This is a genomic window from Croceivirga sp. JEA036, assembly GCF_011882165.1.
Taxonomy (GTDB): Bacteria; Bacteroidota; Bacteroidia; order Flavobacteriales; family Flavobacteriaceae; genus Croceivirga.
In genome coordinates this window covers 148953-168752 of sequence record NZ_JAATON010000004.1, presented here as the reverse complement: position 1 = coordinate 168752, position 19800 = coordinate 148953, and the positions used below count along the sequence as shown (strand labels likewise).

Below are 19800 nucleotides of genomic sequence, written 5' to 3'. Positions count from 1 at the left end.
TTGAACATAACAGTTTACCCGTCTATTTTCATATTTGAATATACACATTACTTTGCATAAAATGTTAAATTTTTTTAGTTTTATTTAACATATTAGGGATTAAGCAAAAAAAGCCCCAAAACTTGGGGCTTTTCGCAATAAATACAACAACCTACATAAACTGAGCCGTCTCCGTGCTCCCCTCCATGGCTACCGTAGAAGCCTTACCGGAGGTTACCGTATTCTGCACCGCATCAAAATAAGTGGTGCCAACAAAAGCTTGGTGTTTTACAGCTCTAAAGCCATGCTTTTGCAATAAGAATTCTCTTTCTTGGAGTTCTGAGTACCCTGCCATACCTCTTTCTTTGTACGCCTTGGACAACTCAAACATACTGGTATTTAAGGCATGGAAACCAGCAAGGGTAATAAATTGGAATCTATACCCCAAAGCAGCTAATTCCTCTCTAAAAGTTTCCATTTCTGGAACACTTAATTTAGAGGCCCAGTTAAATGATGGAGAACAGTTGTATGCCAACATTTTTCCAGGAAACTTAGCATGGATGGCTTCTGCAAATTTTCTAGCCTCTTCTAAGTTTGGGGTAGAGGTTTCTAACCAAATTAAATCTGCATAAGGTGCATAACTCAATCCTCTATCTATGCCTTGCTCCAAGCCATTTTTTACATAAAAGAAACCTTCTGGAGAACGTTCTCCTGTTACAAACTTCTTATCTCTGTCATCAATATCACTCGTTAGTAAATTTGCGGCATCGGCATCTGTACGAGCAATAATAATGGTAGGCACATTCATAACATCTGCTGCCAATCTTGCTGCAATAAGCTTATTCACCGCCTCTTGAGTAGGCACCAATACCTTACCGCCAAGGTGTCCGCATTTTTTAGCAGAACTTAATTGGTCTTCAAAATGTACACCAGACGCTCCATTTTCAATCATTCCCTTCATCAACTCAAACGCATTTAAATTGCCTCCGAATCCTGCTTCTGCATCTGCAACTATAGGCACTAGATAATCTTTTTTATCTGCTACCCCATTTACCGTCTGTATTTGGTCTGCACGTAATAGTGCATTATTTATACGCTTAACCACCATCGGCACACTATTAGCGGGGTAAAGAGATTGGTCTGGGTACATTTCTCCCGCAAGGTTAGCATCTGCTGCTACTTGCCATCCGCTTAAATAAATAGCTTCTAAACCTGCTTCTACCTCTTGTATTGCTTGGTTACCCGTTAACGCTCCTAAACCAGCCACCCAATCTTGGGTATTTAATTTTGTCCACAATTTCTCTGCACCCAACCTTGCCACAGAATAATCAATATCATAAGAACCTCTTAGATTAATTACCTCCTCTGCAGTATAAGGCCTTTCTACTCCTTTCCATCTTGGATTAACCGTCCAATCTGTTACCAATTGTTGGATCTTTTCTTTTTTTTCCATAATTTTAGATTTTCGAAATTGATATCTATCCCAAGATGTGTTCGCCCACGCTTGGGATTTTTTTTGTTTAAATAATTTCTGTATACGCTTTTAGCGTTAAGAATTCTTGAAATTCTCTATTGGTCACCAATTCATCAAACAGCTCAAAGGCTTTATTAAATTGTGTGCTATGCATATTGGCTTCGCCTACCAAATGCTTAATTTTTTCTTTTTCCTCCTTAAAAATGGTTTCGTATAATTCCTTTTTAAAGCTACGACCATCATCTAGCCTAACATTATACTTTAACCACTGCCAAATCTGAGTTCTAGAAATTTCTGCCGTAGCGGCGTCTTCCATTAAATTGTATAAGGCTACACAGCCCTGCCCACGCAACCAGGATTCTATATAAAGTACGCCAACATTGATATTTTTTCTAATACCTTCTTCTGTAATGGTACCTTTAGGAATGGCAATTAAATCTTGTTCTGTGATTTGCTCGCCCGCTCTCATTACATGCATTTGGTTATTACTAGGCATGTGTTTATTGAATACCTCTAGTGCAATTGGCACTAAAGCTGGGTGAGCCACCCAAGTACCATCATGACCATTCTTAACCTCTCTTTCTTTATCTGCACGTACCTTTTCCATTGCTTTTTCATTCGCAGACGGATTATTTTTAATTGGAATTTGTGCCGCCATACCACCGATAGCTAAAATTCCTCTTTTATGGCAACGTTGAATTACCCGTTTAGAATAGGCATCCATAAAGGGCACCGTCATAGTTACTTGGTCTCTATTGGGCAAAATAAATTGAGGGTGATTTCTAAATTTCTTGATGTATGAAAATATGTAATCCCAACGGCCACAGTTTAGTCCCACAATATGGTTTTTAAGCTCATAGATAATTTCATCTAATTGAAAACTAGCTGTAATTGTTTCTATTAAAACAGTTGCTTTGAAGGTACCTCTAGGCACTTTTAAATAGTTTTCTGCATAGGTAAAAACCTCATCCCACCATCTTGCTTCTAAATAATGCTCCAATTTTGGCAGGTAAAAATAGGGTGCACTGCCTTTTTCTAACAGCACACGCGCGTTATGAAAAACATATAAGCCAAAATCTATTAAACTAGCAGAAGCTTCCTCACCATTAACTAACAAATGACTTTCATCTAAGTGTAGTCCTCTTGGCCTAACCAATAAGGTCGCCGGATTTTCATTAAGCTCATACTGCTTACCTTTCTTGCTATCATAAAACTTAATAGTACCTAAGTTAGCTTCTAATAAATTCTGCTGTCCTAACATGCAGTTGTACCAAGTTGGCGCATTGCTGTCTTCAAAATCTGCCATGAATGTGGTTGCCCCAGAATTGAGGGCATTAATGACCATCTTTCTATCTACAGGACCAGTAATTTCTACTCGCCTATCTTGCAAATCTTTTGGTATGTGCGGCACTTGCCACTCCATATTTCTTGTTTGCTCTGTCTCTACCGGAAACGTAGGAAACTCGCCCGCATCTAATTTTGCCTGCGCCTTGACGCGCTCTTGCAACAATTGCAATCTGGCCTTGTTGAATTTGCTATTTAACGCAATCAAAAAATCCAAGGCACCATCTGTCAACAATTCTGGATAATAGTTTTTAACGTTATCCGCGAACTGAATTTCCGAAGTGGTCATCATACTTTCTTCCATGACTTCTTTGTTTTTGTTGCAACAAGAATAGATCAAACTTTGAAACAAAACAAGCGAACGTTCGCTATTTTTATATTTTTCGCTATTTTTAAATAATTCGCAAAAAATTGTACTTTTGATCAAGAATAATGGAAGAAGAGTATATAAAACTGATTTTTGGACTTAAGTTGAAGCAGCTTCGACTTAAGAAAGACTTGTCTTTGTTTGGCTTAGCAAAGCTTACAGGACTTTCTAAATCATACTTAAACGAGATTGAAAAGGGAAAAAAATATCCGAAAACGGATAAAATTATTCTATTAGCAGAAAAACTAGAAATACCCTATGATAGTTTGGTTTCTCTTAAATTAGATAAGAATCTAGCACCGGTTGGTCAGCTATTTCAATCTAAAATTTTAAAAGAAATTCCGCTCGACTTATTTGGCGTAAAGGAGCGCGACTTAATAGAAATAGTTGCTAATGCCCCTACAAAGGTCAATGCTTTTATCAGCACCATCATAGAAATTGCTAAACAATACAACTTTGGCAAAGAGAGCTTTTACTTAGCCTCTTTACGCTCTTTTCAAGAAGCGAATAATAATTACTTTCCAGAATTAGAACAGGCTGTTGTAGATTTTGCCAAAGCGTACCATGTAGATTTAGGCAAGAGTGTTTCTTCTAATGAACTAGAAGAAATATTGGTAGAGGAATACGGCTACACTATAAATAATGACGATTTAAATAAACATAAAGAGTTAGATTCTTTGCGTTCCGTCTTTGTACCAAAAACCAAAACTCTTTTAATCGCTAGCCATATAGATGAACCACAACGTACATTTATCTATGCTAAAGAACTTGGCTATAATTACTTAAAAATAACAGAACGCCTCTATACTTTTAGTTGGATAAATTTTGACCATTTTGATCAAGTACTGAACAACTTTTACGCTTCTTATTTTGCGGGCGCATTACTAATCCCTAGAAATTTACTGAAGCAACAGATTGACCAAATGCTAGCTAAAACAGCGTTTGACAAATCTTTTTTATCTGAAATACGTAGTAATTACAATGCGTCTCCAGAATCTTTATACCAACGATTAACCAATTTGCTGCCTCACGATTACCAATTAGAGAACTTATTTTTTCTACGATTTTCTCATACCAAGGGTAGCACGCGTTATGATATTACTAAGGAATTGCATCTTACCCATCAGCATTCTCCTCACGGTAACCAGACGAATGAAAAATACTGCCGCAGATGGGCTTCTATACGGGTTTTAAAAGACATTGCCAACCAGAACGAGGAACATATTATGGATTTACAAGTGTCTCATTACCCAGATGACCAATTGTCCTATCTTATTTTGGCTTCTGCCACCAAAGACCCCTTTAAAGAAAGTCAATACCGTAGTGTAAGTATTGGATTGCAAATTACCGATACATTAAGCAAGAAAGCTAAATTTTTAAAAGACCCTGCAATTAAACAAATGAATGTTGGGGTCACCTGCGAGCGCTGTTCTATTGCTGACTGTGCTGAGCGAGCTGCGGCCCCTATTTACTTACAAAACCGTGCAAAACACCAAGAAACTGCACAGGTAGTGCGGCAATTGCAACAAAAATTTAGTTAACTACTAGGTGTTAATTTAACCGAAAAATTCACTGGAGCATGCAAGTGCTCAAACCCCTCATGCAATTGTGATTGTGGCACAGCGTATGGGTAAAAACTTATGGGTTCTATACACACCATGTTACGCACCTCTGTCCAACACATAAAATTTCCAAAACCCGTAGTAGTAATTGTAAGCTCCTTAGCGTCTTTGAGCGTAATACTACTGCAGTTTGGCACTTCCAGAGCTCTACTGCCTACTGCTAAAACCTCATCTAAAGTAATTGTGGTATCCCCTGCTATTATTCTTGGGTCTGTAGTATGTATATTAAATGCAGGATGATACCCTAGCATGTAAGGCATATCTTTATCACCTTCTACTAAAAAGCTAATCAAGACTCCTTCTTCTGTAAGTTCTATGGTTTTTGTAAACTTAAAATCATAAGGCCAAACCAAAAATTTGCGATTGCTTTTTTCTGGATATTTACTATTTTCTATCGGCGTCATTGCCTTATATTCTTTGACAAAAACAGCTTTTGTAGCGTTTGCCTCTTGTAGCTGATACGGAAACTGACGCAATAAACCATGTTGGTCCTGTATGGCTTGCCCTTTATTTACCTGAACCATAAATCTAGCTTCATTCACAGGACCTATAATGGGGAACATTTCTGTATCTGTGGAGCCCCAACCTGGACTTCCTTTTTGATGCATAAATTCGTGCTCAGAAACTTTATAGCTTACTAATTCTCCTTTATCTATCTGTACAGACTGTGTTCCTAATGTTAATGTTGTCATTTTTAGTATTGATTGATGAGTCTATAAATTAAAACTGCCGTTCTTTTAGTCAATGCTTCAAAGGTATTAAGATTTACGGTTTCTTCTGGGGTGTGTGCCCCTGTACCCATAGTTCCTAAACCGTCTAAACAATCTACATAACTTGCCACAAAAGAGACATCTGCTGCTCCACGCTTGCCTGGGTCATAAGCAACTACTTCTCCTTGACCTAAATCCAAACTAACTTGATTAAGAGTTGCTAATAATTGTTGATTACCTGCTGTGTGCTGCATGGCTGGGTAACTGTCTTTAAACGTAATCTCTGCCGTGGTTTGGGATAAATTTTCTTTGATAATGGCCCGCATTTTATCTCTTGCTCTTTCTTTCTGCTCTTCAGAAATAAAACGTAATCCACCACGTACTACTGCAGATTGCGCAACCACATTTGTTTTACCAAACGCATCTCCTTTCCCTGTTTTTGTGTCATAATTTAAAAAAGTACCTCCTAAGAGCACACCAGGATTAAAGGTTAATAAATCTTCTCCTTTTACTTCTGTATAAAACTGATGCAATATTCTAGACATTTCAAAAATGGCCCCAGCACCAACACTTTCATTAAATATTCCCGAAGAATGGGCACGTTTACCCGTAACTTCTACTGCCCATCCAGATGAACCTCTCCTTGCCACAGTAGCATAATTAAACCCTGTAGAAGTTTCGAACCCCAAAGCAACATCGCTACGCTTTGCTGCATCAACTAAATCTTTGCGGCTAACCGATAAAGGACTACCTGTACTTTCTTCGTCCCCAGTAAAAGCAACAATTACCTGTGCATCTTCTAATAAGCCATTTTCTTGTAACGCTTTTAAGGCATACAATACGATAACATTACCACCCTTCATATCGTTACCACCTGGAGCATGGGCTATAGAATCATTTACCATGGTAAAAGTTTGGAAAGGACTGTCTTCTTCAAAAACCGTATCTAAATGCCCTATAAGCAATACTTTTTTGCCCTTTTTTCCGCTAGTTTCTGCAAACAAATGCCCTGCTCTATTCATTTCATCTGGCATAGCTATCCATTCCGTTTTAAAACTGATAGCATCAAAAGCTTCCTTAAAAATTTTACCTACCTTTTGCACGCCTTTTAAGTTTAACGTACCGCTATTAATATTTACTACCTCTTCTAAAAATTGTAATGCCTCTGAATTATTTTTTGCAACCGTCTTTACTAGCTTTTTCTCTGTTTTGGTTAATTGTTGCGCTTTTAGCATGTAGCACCCTAAAAGTACTAACATGGTTATAAGTGTATTGGTTTTCATGTTGTATTGTGTTAGTTCCTTAAAGTTAAGCTATATCCTGTTAGCACATAAAAGTTACTTTTACTACTCTAAACTATTCTCTTTTTTAAATCGACTTAAAAATTCGTGCGTAATACCAAGGTAGCTAGCAATTTGCTTATCTGTAAGTTTAGCCGCTATTTCTGGATACGTAGTTATAAAGTATCCATAGCGTTCCCGTGCGGTTTCACAATGATTTCGTATCAACCTGCGTTGCCACGCTACAATAGCTTTTTGAAACATCACCCTAAATAATTTCTCTACTACCGGGTATGCCTCATACAACGCTAATTTATCCGTTTTTGAAATGAAAAGGACTTCACTAACTTCTAGCGCTTGCACATTAAGATTAGATGGTGTATTGTTCATAAAACTATCAATATCCATTAACCACCAATTTTGTACAGCAAAATAGAGTGTACTCTCATTCCCTTTTTTATCTAAGGTAAAAACTCTGAAACAACCAGAAACTACAAAGAACTCCTGATTAACAATACTGCCCTGGGTAAAAACAAATTCTTTTTTCTGATATTTTTTTAGTGTAAAAGCATCGCAGATAGCTGTTGATTCTTCTTCTGTAAGTTGAACCGAATTTTTAAAATGTTGTTCTAAAAGGTAGTGTCCCATTTAAAAAGCAAGATACTAAGTTTAGTGCAACTCCAAACCTACTCAAACTTAATGGCTTTAACAGGCGCTATTTTGGAGATAGCGTAAGACGGAATAAGTAACATAAGTAAACAAAGTACCATTACTCCTACATTTAAAATAATAATGGTAGGCACATCTATAGATACTGGAATATATGTAACGTAGTATTCTTCTGGATTCGGGAATTTTAAAAACTGAAATCTATTTTGAAGGTAAATTAGACCTAAGCCCAGTAAATTTCCCCAGAATAAACCTAAAAATATTAGGTATGCTGCATTGATTAAAAACATTTTACGAATGCTCCAGTTGCTAGAACCCAAAGCCTTTAATACCCCAATCATGGGCGTGCGCTCCAAAATAAGGACCAACAAAGCCGTTATCATATTAATGCCCCCCACTATAATCATGATACCTATAATAAGAGCAATATTAAAATCAAACAGTGGTAACCATTCAAAAATTTTGAAATACTTGTTTTTAATATTTTGTGTATCTAAAGTGGACAGGGTTTTATCGTAAATCTCTCCTGTTTTTTGCTCCAGCTTATCAAAATCATCTAAAAAAACTTCAAAATGTCCAATCTGGTTTTCATTCCAACGATTCATACGTTGTATATGCCTTAAATCAACTAAAATGTAAGAGGCGTCTAATTCCTCAAAACCACTTTCATATATACCTTTAACGGTAAATCTGCGGTTATTTGGTGGTCTAGATGGGTCTCCTTCTTTAAGAAAAATAGCAAGAAATGTATCTCCTACCTTTAATTCTAATTTTTGAGCAAGTACTTTAGAAAGTAATGCTTCTTGGTTTAGTTCTCCAGAGAAATTTGGTAATTTGCCTTCCACTAAGAATTCATTAAAAGAATCCCATTTAAAATCTGCGCCAACACCTTTAGCTAAAATACCTTCAAAGGTTTTTTCTGTACGGATTATGCCTGCCTTAACCGCAACAGCTTGTACGTGATTTACACCTTCTACCGAGGTAAATTCAGGATAAAAATCTTGTTGTAAGGATAGGGCTTCTACAGAAACATCAGAACGATTGTTATCATAGTTATAAATCTGAATATGCCCATTAAAAGCCGCTATCTTTTCCCTAATCTTTTCTTTTAATCCCGCGCCACTAGCAAGGGCAATCAACATCATCACCACCCCAATTGCAATTGCCGCAATTGCAATTTTAATGATTGGAGCAGAAATACTACTTTTATCTCCCTTGCCTGTAATTAGACGTTTGGCAATAAATAACTCTAAATTCAACGAATGCCATTTTTATTTCAATTCAAATGTACAGTTTTATGGTTTAGTTGTATGCTGATGGCATGCGGACAAGCAAAAAAAACGGAGGATATAACAATAACACCTATAAAAACAGTAAAAGATACCAGTTTGGTTTTAGCTGCCAACCAAACAGAAGCTTATTTACCTCTTTTGAAAGACAAAAAAGTAGCCTTAGTGGCAAACCCAACTTCTGTAATTTTTAAGAAAGATGGTAGCTACACCCATTTGGTCGATTCTCTTTTAGCGCATAAAATTCAACTACAAAAAGTATTTGCCCCTGAACATGGTTTTAGGGGAAATATAGATGCAGGCGAGGTAGTTAAGGACGGTAAGGATACCAAAACAGGTCTCTCTTTAATATCATTATACGGAAAAAACAAAAAACCTAGCCCAACCCAACTGCAAGATATAGATGTTGTTTTGTTTGATATACAAGATGTTGGAGTACGCTTTTACACCTACATTGCCACTTTGCAATTAGTTTTAGAAGCTTGTGCAGAAGCTGATATTCCTGTTGTGGTATTAGATAGACCTAACCCTAATGCCCATTACATAGATGGCCCTACCATGGAAGCAGAACACACTAGCTTTTTAGGGATGACAGAAATACCCTTGGTATATGGAATGACTATTGGAGAATATGCCAACATGATTAATGAGAAAGGATGGTTAGCCAAAGGAATTAAGGCGAAACTTACCGTTATCCCTTTAAAAAACTACACACATACCACAGCATATTCCTTACCTATACGTCCTTCTCCAAACTTACCTAACGACCAAGCCATACAGTTATATCCTTCTTTAGGATTGTTTGAGGGCACAAACATAAACGCAGGTAGAGGCACGGAACATCAGTTTCAACGGTTTGGAGCCTCTTTTTTAGATAGTACGCAGTTACATTTTTCATATACACCACAACCCAATTTTGGGTCAAAATTTCCTAAGGAAAAGGGTAAAAAATGTTATGGCATGGATTTATCTAATACTCCAAGATTGAATAAGGTTAGTATGGAATATCTGGTAGCAGCTTACAACCATTGCCTTGCTAAAGAAAAGTTTTTTTTAACCAACTCATTTACCAAGCATGCAGGCACTAAAAAATTACAAAAACAATTAATGGATGGACTTTCCGCTACTGCAATACAGGCAAGTTGGCAACCACAAATAGCGGATTTTAAAAAAATAAGGGCGAATTATTTGTTGTATCCTTAGTCTATCAACATAGGTTTTAAGACTTCTAATTTACCATCCACAGGCATTAGCATCTTTAATCCTAATAATTCTGCGACTAGGGGATAAATATGGATATTCTCTACAGGAGCTAGAGTTGTATTCTTTTTGATTCGTGGACCTTCTACATACAAAATACCACCCATTTCTTTTATTACGAAGGGGTCGAACCCGTGCGTACCTTCAATCCTATCAAATTCTCTTTTATTACTTTCTGTATGTGTAAACGTATAAGGAGGTTCCGCAATTAGGACTAAATCCCCAATTCTACTGTTTTTATTAAAATTGAGGTAATCTGGAACCGCTTCTCTTGTATAGGTAAGAAAACCTTTTTGTGCATTTAACTTAGTTAGATACCGCTGTTTTTCTTCTTCTGATTTAGTATAAATCATCCCCACGGGACCACCAAAAAATTGGTCTTTAGGCACGTCTATATAATCTTTTACATTGATAAGATTCTTAATTTCCGCCATACCGTGGTCAGAGGTTACAATTAAATATACTGGCAAACCAGATGCAGCTATCCCTTCTCTTAAAGCTCCTATTTGCTCATCTACATATTGTACTGCCTCTTTTGTTTCTTTACCATTAGGACCAAATCTATGCCCTTGGGTATCTACCAAAGAAAAATAGAGTGTTATCATATGCGGGCGTTGACTTTCTGGTAATTTTAACCAATCTAACACACGTTTTACCCGTAAATCGTAAGGTAATTTTTTATCGTACTGGTAATAGTATTTAGGATGCAAACCATTTACATTAGCCTCACTACCAACCCAAAAGAAAGAAGCCGCAACCATGCCTTGCAACTGTGCTAAATTCCAAAGCGGCAATCCACCGTACCAACTACCATCTTCCACAGCATTTCTATTACCAATACTATATCTTTTTTTGGTTTTTGTATCAATAAAAGAATTGGCTACAATACCATGATGCTGCGGATATAATCCTGTGGCTAACGTATAATGGTTTGGAAATGTTTTGGACGGAAAGGATGGCAATAAACGCTGTACACTTGATCCTTGCTGTGCCATTTTTAGAATATTACTGGCACCGTGCTTTTCTGCATAATCATACCTAAAGCCATCTAAAGAAACCATAATTACGTAAGGTTTCTCTTGAGCGCTGCTGGTATTTTCTATACTATTGGCAATTATTTCTTTGGCCAAAACCTCATCATACGTTTGGTTTTGTGCTATTCCTAAAAAATGTATCGCTAGTGCACCATAAACGAATAAAATCCACTTCATTACCAACTTAATTTAAGCCAGTGAAACTACAAAAAACAATGTAATCTTTGGGTTAAGAATAGGGTTTAACCAGTTGTTGGTTTGCGGTATTTATGAAATGGTTGTTTTAAGAGCCCTTTAATGCTGCTATTCTCTTTTTCATTTGGAAAAGTATCCACACCATATACAATCTTTTCTCTGTCTAGTTCCATGTAAGTACCAAAAATACGGTCCCAAATAGAAAATATATTACCATAATTAGAATCGGTGTAAGGCAACACATAATGATGATGCACCTTGTGCATGTCTGGGGATACCAGAATATAACTTAGTAATTCATCCGCCCGTTTGGGTAAGGAGATATTAGCATGATTAAATTGAGAAGACACCACAGACAAACTTTGATATAGCATTATAATGCCTACAGGAGCACCTACAAGAAACACACCTATTAGCGTAAAAATATAACGTATAAAACTCTCTAACGGATGATGCCTATTGGCGGTGGTAGTATCTACATGATGGTCTGAGTGATGCACTAAATGCACCATCCACAAGGGTTTAACCTTGTGTTCCACTAGATGAGCCGTATACGCACCTATTAAATCTAACAGCAATACCCCTAAAACTACATATAGCCAGAGTGGCATTTCTGGTAACCAATTTATAATTCCAAACTTGTGTTCAATGGTCCATCTAGAGGTTTTCAATAGCAAGAAAGCTAAGGGAAAATTGACGACTATAGTAGTTAACGTAAAAAATAAGTTGGGCAATGCATGCCTCCATTTTTTGTAACCAACGGTAAACAGTGGCAAAATCCCTTCTAGAATCCAAAAAAACGTAATACCACCTACCAAAATTAAGGTACGGTGTAAGGAGGGTATGTTTTCAAAATAGGTAATAACACTTTCCATGGCAGTTTAGATTGGTGTTCTTTAACAAGATACCAAAAAAATAAATTTACAGAGATTACTCTTAATTAACATGGCTACAATTTAGCCTTCATGGCTTCTACAATGTTATAAGCCGCTGGGCAAATAGCTACGTTTTTAAGGGTAAGATTACTAATTTGATGAAATTTTTTGCGGTCCGTATGCGGAAACTCCCTACAGGCTTTAGGACGGACATCATAGATAGAACAAAAATTATCTGCCCCTAAAAAAGGGCAAGGTAGCTGTTGTAATACATAGTCATCATCTTCATCTATACGCAGATAATTTTCAATAAACACAGAAGGCTTTTGCCTAAAAGATTTGGCTATCCGTTCTACATCTGCATTTGTAAATAAAGGACCAGTAGTTTTACAGCAATTAGCGCACGTTAAACAATCTGTACGTTCAAACTCCTTTTGATGTAAATCTGCCATAACATAATCTAAATCCTTAGGCGGCTTTTTTTTAAGCTTGGCAAAGAATTTTTTATTCTCGTTATGTTTTTCGCGTGCTTTCTGTGGTAATTCTTGTAAAATATGTTCCATTATTCTCCTTGCAAGAGCAGCACCGCAGTTTGGTACAAATCCTTACTCCAATATTCAGACACCGCGGCAATTTCCTTAGTTAGCGCTGCTTTTTTTTCGTTTAGTTTTTGACCAACAGGTGAATAAAAGAAGTCTTGTACCGTGTTGCGTTGGTCTTCTGTCAATTCTTCTTTATTTGCTACGAGCTGTTTGCCTGTATCAGAAGTGTAAAAACTAAACATCTGATTCAGCTCTTCTTCCGTAAAATGCTGAATGTAAATGGGCGCTAACAAATCTTTAATTTCCATCAACGCTTTTGGTTCGTTTCGTTCTAAAAAAGTCCAGCCATTTTTGTTAGCTTCCGTTTTAGGGTATTGCTTTTCCATCAAAATCAAAAGTTGTTGGTACGCATCTGCATATTGCCGCATAGTGCCATTGGCTTCTAGGTAGGTGCCAACTTGCGTTACAACTTTATTTTCTTGGGCCCTAATTAATGCTGGCATACACGCCATAACAAAAAGGATTACGGTAACTTTGAACTTTTTCATAGCTATTGTCAATGGTTCTTGAACGCAAAATACAAATAAAATTATGTCAGATGTATTTGGTAACGCCCTTTTAGATTATCAGCAAGGTAATTACTCAGAAGACATTACCACACACTCTTCTTTAGGCGATACAGACTGTATGCCTTTACCTTATATTTTCAGGGATTTTAAAGCAATGCCTACCATTGAACAGAAAGCTTTGCATCTTGCTGAAGGCAAAATTTTAGACGTAGGGTGTGGCGCTGGCAGTCATAGCTTATGGCTACAAGAACAGGGTAAAGAAGTGGTGGCTCTAGACGTATCTAAAGGCGCTATAGCAACAAGCAAAGCAAGAGGGGTAAACAGCACATTTTGCACAGACATTCTTAATTATAACGATGATAAATTTGACACCATAATGCTATTGATGAATGGTATTGGGCTTGCTGGCACATTGACTGATTTACCAAAATACCTATCTCACTTAAAATCACTTTTAAAACCAAACGGACAGCTACTTTTAGATAGTAGTGATATCATTTACATGTTTGATGCGGATGAAGACGGTGGTTATTGGGTTCCTGGGGATGGAGATTATTATGGCGAAATGGAGTTTGTAATGGAGTACAAAGGAAAAAAAAGCAAGCCTTTTCCTTGGCTCTATGTAGATTTTAACACCTTACAGCGAACCGCTCTTTACTGTGGCTTGACTGCGGAGTTGATAGTTGAAGGGGAGCATTACGACTATTTAGCTAAACTTACGGCAGTACAATAATAGATTGCCGTAATCCACGTTTTAATAGCTAAAAGAATTGGTATGAAGAAGGTGTTTCTTGGGTTAATCTGTTGTTTTATTTTGTTTTTATCAGCATGCTCTAAGTCTAGTGATGATGGGGAAACCAATACAAGCGCTACTGATGATGATGGGGTTGCTACGGTAGACAGAAGCTTAAACAGACAAATAATTGGTAGTGCTGCTAATGCTATTTTAGCCAACGATACCTATGATAGAATACAAATACAAATAGTACATGCGCAAGGTTTTAAACCGCAAGAAGCCTCCATTACTAACTTTACTGCGTTCTTAAGACAATACACATTTAAAGAGGATATTGAAGTTTTTTACACGGAATTAGAACCTACAGGGCAAGAAAAGATAACCTTGCAAGAAATAGATGCTATTGAACAAGAGCATCGTACGGCTTTTAACCAAGGGAATACTCTAGCCATATACATATATTTTACGGATGCCGCCTCTGACACTGATAATGAGGAAGAAAACTTAGTAACCCTAGGTGCTGTTTACTGGAACACATCTATGGTTATTTATGAAAATACCATCCGCACTATAGCCAACCGAAGTTCTAATTCTACCGAAGAAATTGAGACTGCTACATTAAACCATGAGTTTGGCCATTTATTTGGTTTGGTAAATTTAGGTGGTAATGTAAATGGCGAACAGGTAGTTTTTACACCTATGGTTAATCCGCACGAAGATGAAGAGGCGCCAAATCATTGCAATGTAGAAGGCTGCCTAATGCGTGCAGAATTGCAGTTTAACAATGGTATTTTAGGTAAAAACACAACAAACCACTCCGGTGACATTAAAGTAGGTTGCCAGATTTCTGCTGCTAGTGTTCTTAAAATACTAAATGCAAAAGCAGCACAAAATTCTCGTGTTCCAGGACTAGACCAGGAATGCATGCTAGACCTACAAAATAATGGAGGGCGTTAAGTTTAAGGGATATTTAGGTATTTATGTGTTTGTAAAGACACTTTCCATTTAGGATTAGCCATAACATAATCTACAATCATAGGCACCACCTTGTCACGTACGCTCCATTCTGGCTGTAGGTATAAAATACACGTATCGCTTACTTTGGCCGCTTGCTCTTCTGCAAAAATTAAATCGTGCTTATTATAAACAATCACCTTTAGTTCGTGTGCCAAAGGGTAGATTTCGTCCACTGGTAACTTCATTTTTTTAGGAGATAGGCAAATCCAATCCCAGTCACCCGTAAGTGCGTAGGCTCCAGAAGTCTCTACATGCGTTTTTAATCCTTCATTTTTTAATCCTGCAGTTAATGGACCCATATCCCAAGTCAATGGCTCCCCACCAGTAATCACAATGGTGTCAGAATAACTTTTAGCGTTGGCAATAATTTGTTCAATGGCCGTTGGCGGGTGGGTACCGGCATTCCAACTTTCTTTTACATCGCACCAATGACACCCTACATCACAACCACCAACCCTAATAAAATAAGCCGCTGTACCTTTATGATAGCCCTCTCCTTGAATGGTATAGAACTCTTCCATCAGTGGCAACATCTGCCCTTTCTCCACCAAATCCATTGCTTCTTGTAAAACCATGCCACAAAGATAACATTACTTTACCGCAATCACATCAATCTCTACTTTGGCATTCAATGCTAAATTTTTAGCCGCAAATGTGGTACGTGCAGGTTTTTTGGTAAAATATTTACTGTAGACCGCATTAAAGGCTGCAAAATCTTCCATAGTACTTAATACCACGGTGCACTTTACAACATTATCCAATGTCATACCGTGCTGTTCCAATACTGCTTTTATATTTTTTACTACTTGTTCTGTTTCTGTAGTTATTCCAGGCTGCACCATAGTTCGGGTACTATGTTCCATTCCTATTTGCCCTGATAAAAAGAATAAGTTCCCTGCTTGTACGGCATCAGAATAGGGAGCGTTTGCTTTTTTAGGTTCGTGAGTAGGGTGAAAAACAATTTCTGTTTGCGCAAAAACTTCATTTGTCACTCCACAAAAAAGAAAAAGTAGTACTAGTGGTAAGGATATTTTCATAATGTTCTTTTTAAAACGATACGATTAACGATTTACTGTTTTTTAACTTCTCCTAAATTACCCTATTTTTATCGCAAACTAAACCCCTATGGATACTAAAGAAGTATTTTTTAATACTATTGAAAAAGGATACACCACTAAAGGTGATGCTTTAATCATGGGTGCTGGTATGTTAGACGGGCAAGCCGTAACCAACGCTTTAGTTAAAGTGCCTTTAAAGACTATGAATAGGCACGGTCTTATTGCTGGCGCTACAGGAACTGGCAAAACAAAAACACTGCAGGTATTAGCAGAAAACCTATCGGATAAAGGAGTACCAGTTTTATTGATGGATTTAAAAGGGGATTTAAGTGGTATTGCACAACCAAGTCCGGGACATTCAAAAATAGATGAGCGCCACGCTGCCATAGGCATCCCTTTTGAGGCCAAGGGCTTTCCTGTAGAGATGCTCACGCTTTCTGAGCAAGATGGTGTACGTTTACGTGCTACAGTTTCTGAGTTTGGACCCGTTTTATTGTCTAGAATATTAGATTTAACAACTACCCAAGAGGGTATTATTGCAGTAGTTTTTAAGTACTGTGATGATAATAAAATGCCTTTGTTAGATTTAGAAGACCTAAAAAAGGTATTGCAATACGCTACCGGTGCTGGTAAAAAAGAATTTCAAGAAGAGTATGGGAGAATTTCTACCAGTTCTACCGGAACCATTTTAAGAAAGATAATTGAACTAGAACAACAAGGAGCTGATTTATTCTTTGGTGAAAAATCTTTTGAGGTCGATGATTTAACCCGAATTGATGAAAATGGTAAAGGGTATATTAATATAATCCGTTTAACAGATATACAAGACAAACCAAAGCTGTTTTCTACATTTATGCTAAGCTTACTAGCAGAAATATATGCTACCTTTCCAGAACAAGGAGACAGTGACCGTCCAGAATTAGTTCTTTTTATTGATGAAGCACACCTGATATTTGAAAATGCCTCTAAAGCGCTATTAGATCAAATAGAAAGTATTGTTAAACTTATCCGTTCTAAAGGAATAGGGCTTTACTTTGTAACGCAAAATCCTGCGGATATTCCAGATGATGTTTTGGCCCAACTTGGTTTAAAAGTACAGCATGCGCTTAGAGCTTTTACTGCTAAAGACAGAAAAGCAATAAAACTAGCCGCACAGAATTATCCAGAATCAGAATTTTACGATACCGAAGAACTTTTAACCTCCTTAGGTATTGGAGAGGCGTTGATTTCTGCTCTAGACGAAAAAGGAAGGCCTACCCCGTTGGCGGCTACCTTATTACGTGCACCTATGAGTAGAATGGATGTTTTAACCAACAAAGAATTAAAAGAAGCCATTAGCGCGTCTAAATTGACTAAAAAATACAATGAGGTCATTGATAGAGAAAGTGCTTATGAAATTTTAAACGAGAAGATTGCAAAAGCAGAAGAAGAGGCAGAAAAAGAAAAAGAGCGCAAAACAACAAGCAGAAGAACCACATCTAGAAGAAGTTCTACGCGTATGAATCCGGTGGTAAAAGTACTCACTAGCGCCACTTTTATTAGAGGAGTTCTTGGAGTCTTAAAAAAAGTAATTAGATAATATTAGAATGAAAAAAGTACTTGGTCTTTTGACCTTAGGCATATTAGCCAATATATCTTGCGGAGATAAAGACAACACCTTTGTAATTACCAATGACAGTATTGGCAAATTAGACCGAATTAGTTTGGTGCGAGATTTAGAACTTATTTACGCAGATGACTCTATTGTAAAAGACACTTTTGCCACTAGAATACAGGCGAGTAATAAAAAGATTAAGGTTTTTGAAAAAGGAGGTAAACATCTGTTAACTTTAACACCTACGGATGATAGTATTCCAAAGATTGAAAACATACAAATAATGGACCCCCGTTACACCACGGAAGAAGGTATTGGTTTGAGCAGTACTTTTAAAGATATACAAGCTAAGTATACCATAAAAAAGATTGTAAACGCTACCAATAATATTATCATCTTCATTAACGAATCTAACCTCTATTTTACCATTTCTAAAGAAGAATTACCAGAAAGTCTTCGGTATAATAGAAGCTCCATAGAAGCAGTACAAATTCCGGATGAAGCTAAAATTAAGTACCTAATGTTGGCTTGGGGAGCGTAATCCATAACGCGCCCTATTTGCCATAACTTTAGGACTATTCTCGTGCATCCATTCAGTTAACTCTAAAAGTTTTTCTACATAGTCTTTACCAAACTGTGTTAGGTTATACTCTACTCGTACAGGCACTTCTGCGTAAGCCATACGTACAACGTAACCGTCCGCCTCTAATGCTTTTAACCGCTGGCTTAGAATTTTATTAGAGATACCATACACGTACTTTTTTAATTTATTAAAGCGCAGCACAGGAAAATACGCCAGCCATAATAATATTAGGGTGCTCCATTGGTCAGAAGCGACAGACATGACATCCCGCACAGGACAAAGCTCTGGAGGATGCTTGTAGTCTATATGCCCGAACATTTTTTTCATTTTTTCTGACACGATAAGCTGCTGATTATCAATATTAGTTTCCATAAATCAACTTAGTTTTACAATGAATACCGCTTGTTACAACCAAATGCAATGCGTATTTTAGTTACCTATACAGCCTAAGTTACCAAAAGAAACCAAATGAAAAAAGTGATACAAAAAGCGATGCCTTTAGTTTACGGCAAATACTTAAACGTTCTTGCTACAGTTAACCCTAGAAAGGCTGCTAAAGTGGGATTTGATATTTTTTGTACCATTAGAAAAGGTAGAGTAACCGAACTGCAAAAGGAATACTTAGATAGTGCTAAACTAAACGTTGAAAAAGTAGGAGAACAACACATACAAAGTTACCGATGGCCCGGCACAAAAGAAACCGTACTATTGATGCATGGTTGGGAGAGCAACACCTATAGATGGCGTAACCTTATTAAATTTTTACAAGAAAAAGATTTTAATATCATTGCATTTGATGCTCCAGCACACGGATATTCTACTGGCAAAATGCTACATGTTCCGTTATATGCAGAGACAACTCGCCATTTTATTACCAAATACCAACCAGATTACGTAGTGGCACATTCTATTGGCGGTATGACAATCTTATTTGATCATTACCAACATCCAGAATCTAAGGTTAAAAAAATTGTGACCGTAGGATCCCCTTGCGAGTTTCAACAATTTATAAATCACTACCAAGCTTTGCTCAAATTTAACGCTAAAGTGAAAGCTGCAATGGACCAACGACTAAAGCAAGAATTTGGTTTTCATATTCATGAGTTTTCTAGTGCTAAGTTTGTTTCTAATAACACTAAGAAAGGATTGCTCTTCCATGATAAGTTAGATTTACAAGTACCCCACACCGAGTCAATACGCGTTCACGAACACTGGCAAGGAAGTAAATTGGTCTTAACAGAAGGTTTAGGACACAGTATGCATCAAGATGGTGTAAATGAGCAAATAGTAAGTTTTTTAGAGGAAAGTTAAAAGAACACACTATCGTACTTTCAACCTAAAAAATTATGGCAAGTACAGATAGACCTCAAATTAAAAATGATGAACAATATGAAGCTTTGCGAGACAAAGGCTATAGCAAAGAAAAAGCAGCTAGAATAGCCAACACAGAAAATGCAGGTAAAAAAGGTGGTAGTGCTAACACTTACGAAGAACGTACTAAAGAAGAATTATACCAACAAGCAAAAGAATTGGATATAGAAGGCCGTTCTAAAATGGATAAGAAAGAGCTTATTAACGCCCTACGTAACAATTAAGAAGTACT

Annotated in this window: 21 protein-coding genes; 8 read left to right on the top strand and 13 right to left on the bottom strand. The window is 37.1% G+C overall.

The features are described from left to right. Positions 1-151 precede the first annotated feature (151 nt). Together aceA and aceB are read right to left on the bottom strand one after the other, a co-directional pair. Entirely contained in the window at positions 152-1432 is a 1281-nt protein-coding gene (gene aceA / locus HCO57_RS12030; protein WP_209066156.1) for an isocitrate lyase, read from the bottom strand. Positions 1433-1499: 67 nt separating this feature from the next. Next, a complete protein-coding gene (aceB, locus tag HCO57_RS12025; protein WP_167989220.1) occupies positions 1500-3101 on the bottom strand; it encodes a malate synthase A in 1602 nt (533 codons plus the stop codon). A 128-nt stretch (positions 3102-3229) separates the two neighbouring features. On the opposite strand from aceB, the gene HCO57_RS12020 reads away from it, so the two are divergent. Continuing rightward, a complete protein-coding gene (locus HCO57_RS12020; RefSeq protein WP_167989219.1) occupies positions 3230-4705 on the top strand; it encodes a helix-turn-helix domain-containing protein in 1476 nt (491 codons plus the stop codon). Here HCO57_RS12020 and HCO57_RS12015 read toward each other — a convergent pair. The 4 genes from HCO57_RS12015 to HCO57_RS12000 all read right to left on the bottom strand — a co-directional run bounded on the left by HCO57_RS12015 (position 4702) and on the right by HCO57_RS12000 (position 8704). Next, entirely contained in the window at positions 4702-5478 is a 777-nt protein-coding gene (locus HCO57_RS12015; protein WP_136951168.1) for an aldose 1-epimerase, read from the bottom strand. The two genes, HCO57_RS12020 and HCO57_RS12015, sit on opposite strands and share 4 nt — an antisense overlap. Positions 5479-5480: 2 nt before the next feature. Next, positions 5481-6779, bottom strand: coding sequence for a M20/M25/M40 family metallo-hydrolase (locus HCO57_RS12010; RefSeq protein WP_167989218.1), 1299 nt, complete (start codon positions 6777-6779; stop codon positions 5481-5483). Positions 6780-6842: 63 nt separating this feature from the next. Further along, a complete protein-coding gene (locus tag HCO57_RS12005) occupies positions 6843-7424 on the bottom strand; it encodes a Crp/Fnr family transcriptional regulator (protein WP_167989217.1) in 582 nt (193 codons plus the stop codon). Between the two features lie 38 nt (positions 7425-7462). After that, positions 7463-8704: an ABC transporter permease gene (locus HCO57_RS12000; protein ID WP_167989216.1), complete on the bottom strand. Its 1242-nt coding sequence runs from the start codon at positions 8702-8704 to the stop codon at positions 7463-7465. 3 nt (positions 8705-8707) lie between these two features. On the opposite strand from HCO57_RS12000, the gene HCO57_RS11995 reads away from it, so the two are divergent. After that, positions 8708-9937, top strand: a complete 1230-nt coding sequence (locus HCO57_RS11995) for an exo-beta-N-acetylmuramidase NamZ domain-containing protein (RefSeq protein WP_167989215.1) — start codon at positions 8708-8710, stop codon at positions 9935-9937. Here the strand turns inward: HCO57_RS11995 and HCO57_RS11990 are convergent. The 4 genes from HCO57_RS11990 to HCO57_RS11975 form a co-directional block, all read right to left on the bottom strand. Continuing rightward, positions 9934-11205 (bottom strand): ectonucleotide pyrophosphatase/phosphodiesterase, encoded by a 1272-nt coding sequence (locus tag HCO57_RS11990; RefSeq protein ID WP_167989214.1) that lies wholly within the window; start codon positions 11203-11205, stop codon positions 9934-9936. The genes HCO57_RS11995 and HCO57_RS11990 overlap by 4 nt on opposite strands. Positions 11206-11270: 65 nt before the next feature. Then, complete coding sequence (locus tag HCO57_RS11985) at positions 11271-12098, bottom strand: sterol desaturase family protein (RefSeq protein WP_167989213.1); 828 nt, start codon at positions 12096-12098, stop codon at positions 11271-11273. Positions 12099-12172: 74 nt separating this feature from the next. After that, complete coding sequence (locus HCO57_RS11980) at positions 12173-12661, bottom strand: YkgJ family cysteine cluster protein (RefSeq protein WP_167989212.1); 489 nt, start codon at positions 12659-12661, stop codon at positions 12173-12175. Further along, positions 12661-13188, bottom strand: a complete 528-nt coding sequence (locus HCO57_RS11975; protein ID WP_167989211.1) for a DUF2059 domain-containing protein — start codon at positions 13186-13188, stop codon at positions 12661-12663. The genes HCO57_RS11980 and HCO57_RS11975 overlap by 1 nt, the downstream gene beginning before the upstream one ends. A 43-nt stretch (positions 13189-13231) precedes the next feature. On the opposite strand from HCO57_RS11975, the gene HCO57_RS11970 reads away from it, so the two are divergent. Together HCO57_RS11970 and HCO57_RS11965 are read left to right on the top strand one after the other, a co-directional pair. Continuing rightward, positions 13232-13942, top strand: coding sequence for a class I SAM-dependent methyltransferase (locus HCO57_RS11970; RefSeq protein WP_167989210.1), 711 nt, complete (start codon positions 13232-13234; stop codon positions 13940-13942). A gap of 42 nt (positions 13943-13984) precedes the next feature. After that, the gene (locus HCO57_RS11965) at positions 13985-14902 is read left to right on the top strand and encodes a hypothetical protein (RefSeq protein ID WP_167989209.1); all 918 of its coding nucleotides are present in this window, start codon (positions 13985-13987) and stop codon (positions 14900-14902) included. A 2-nt stretch (positions 14903-14904) separates the two neighbouring features. Here HCO57_RS11965 and HCO57_RS11960 read toward each other — a convergent pair whose 3' ends face one another. Both HCO57_RS11960 and HCO57_RS11955 read right to left on the bottom strand, forming a co-directional pair. Next, positions 14905-15537 (bottom strand): 7-carboxy-7-deazaguanine synthase QueE, encoded by a 633-nt coding sequence (locus HCO57_RS11960; protein WP_167989208.1) that lies wholly within the window; start codon positions 15535-15537, stop codon positions 14905-14907. Positions 15538-15552: 15 nt separating this feature from the next. Then, positions 15553-15999, bottom strand: coding sequence for a Rid family detoxifying hydrolase (locus HCO57_RS11955; protein ID WP_167989207.1), 447 nt, complete (start codon positions 15997-15999; stop codon positions 15553-15555). An 88-nt stretch (positions 16000-16087) separates the two neighbouring features. Between HCO57_RS11955 and HCO57_RS11950 the strand changes: the two genes are divergently transcribed. Beyond that, on the top strand, positions 16088-17599 hold the full coding sequence (locus HCO57_RS11950; protein ID WP_167989206.1) for a helicase HerA-like domain-containing protein: 1512 nt from the start codon (positions 16088-16090) through the stop codon (positions 17597-17599). A gap of 7 nt (positions 17600-17606) precedes the next feature. Continuing rightward, positions 17607-18155, top strand: coding sequence for a hypothetical protein (locus tag HCO57_RS11945; RefSeq protein WP_167989205.1), 549 nt, complete (start codon positions 17607-17609; stop codon positions 18153-18155). On the opposite strand, the gene HCO57_RS11940 is transcribed toward HCO57_RS11945, so the two are convergent. Continuing rightward, complete coding sequence (locus HCO57_RS11940) at positions 18132-18569, bottom strand: winged helix-turn-helix transcriptional regulator (protein ID WP_167989204.1); 438 nt, start codon at positions 18567-18569, stop codon at positions 18132-18134. The two genes, HCO57_RS11945 and HCO57_RS11940, sit on opposite strands and share 24 nt — an antisense overlap. Before the next feature lie 96 nt (positions 18570-18665). On the opposite strand from HCO57_RS11940, the gene HCO57_RS11935 reads away from it, so the two are divergent. Both HCO57_RS11935 and HCO57_RS11930 read left to right on the top strand, forming a co-directional pair. After that, positions 18666-19508, top strand: a complete 843-nt coding sequence (locus HCO57_RS11935) for an alpha/beta fold hydrolase (protein ID WP_167989203.1) — start codon at positions 18666-18668, stop codon at positions 19506-19508. 35 nt (positions 19509-19543) lie between these two features. Beyond that, the gene (locus tag HCO57_RS11930; protein ID WP_167989202.1) at positions 19544-19792 is read left to right on the top strand and encodes a Rho termination factor N-terminal domain-containing protein; all 249 of its coding nucleotides are present in this window, start codon (positions 19544-19546) and stop codon (positions 19790-19792) included. Positions 19793-19800 lie beyond the last annotated feature (8 nt).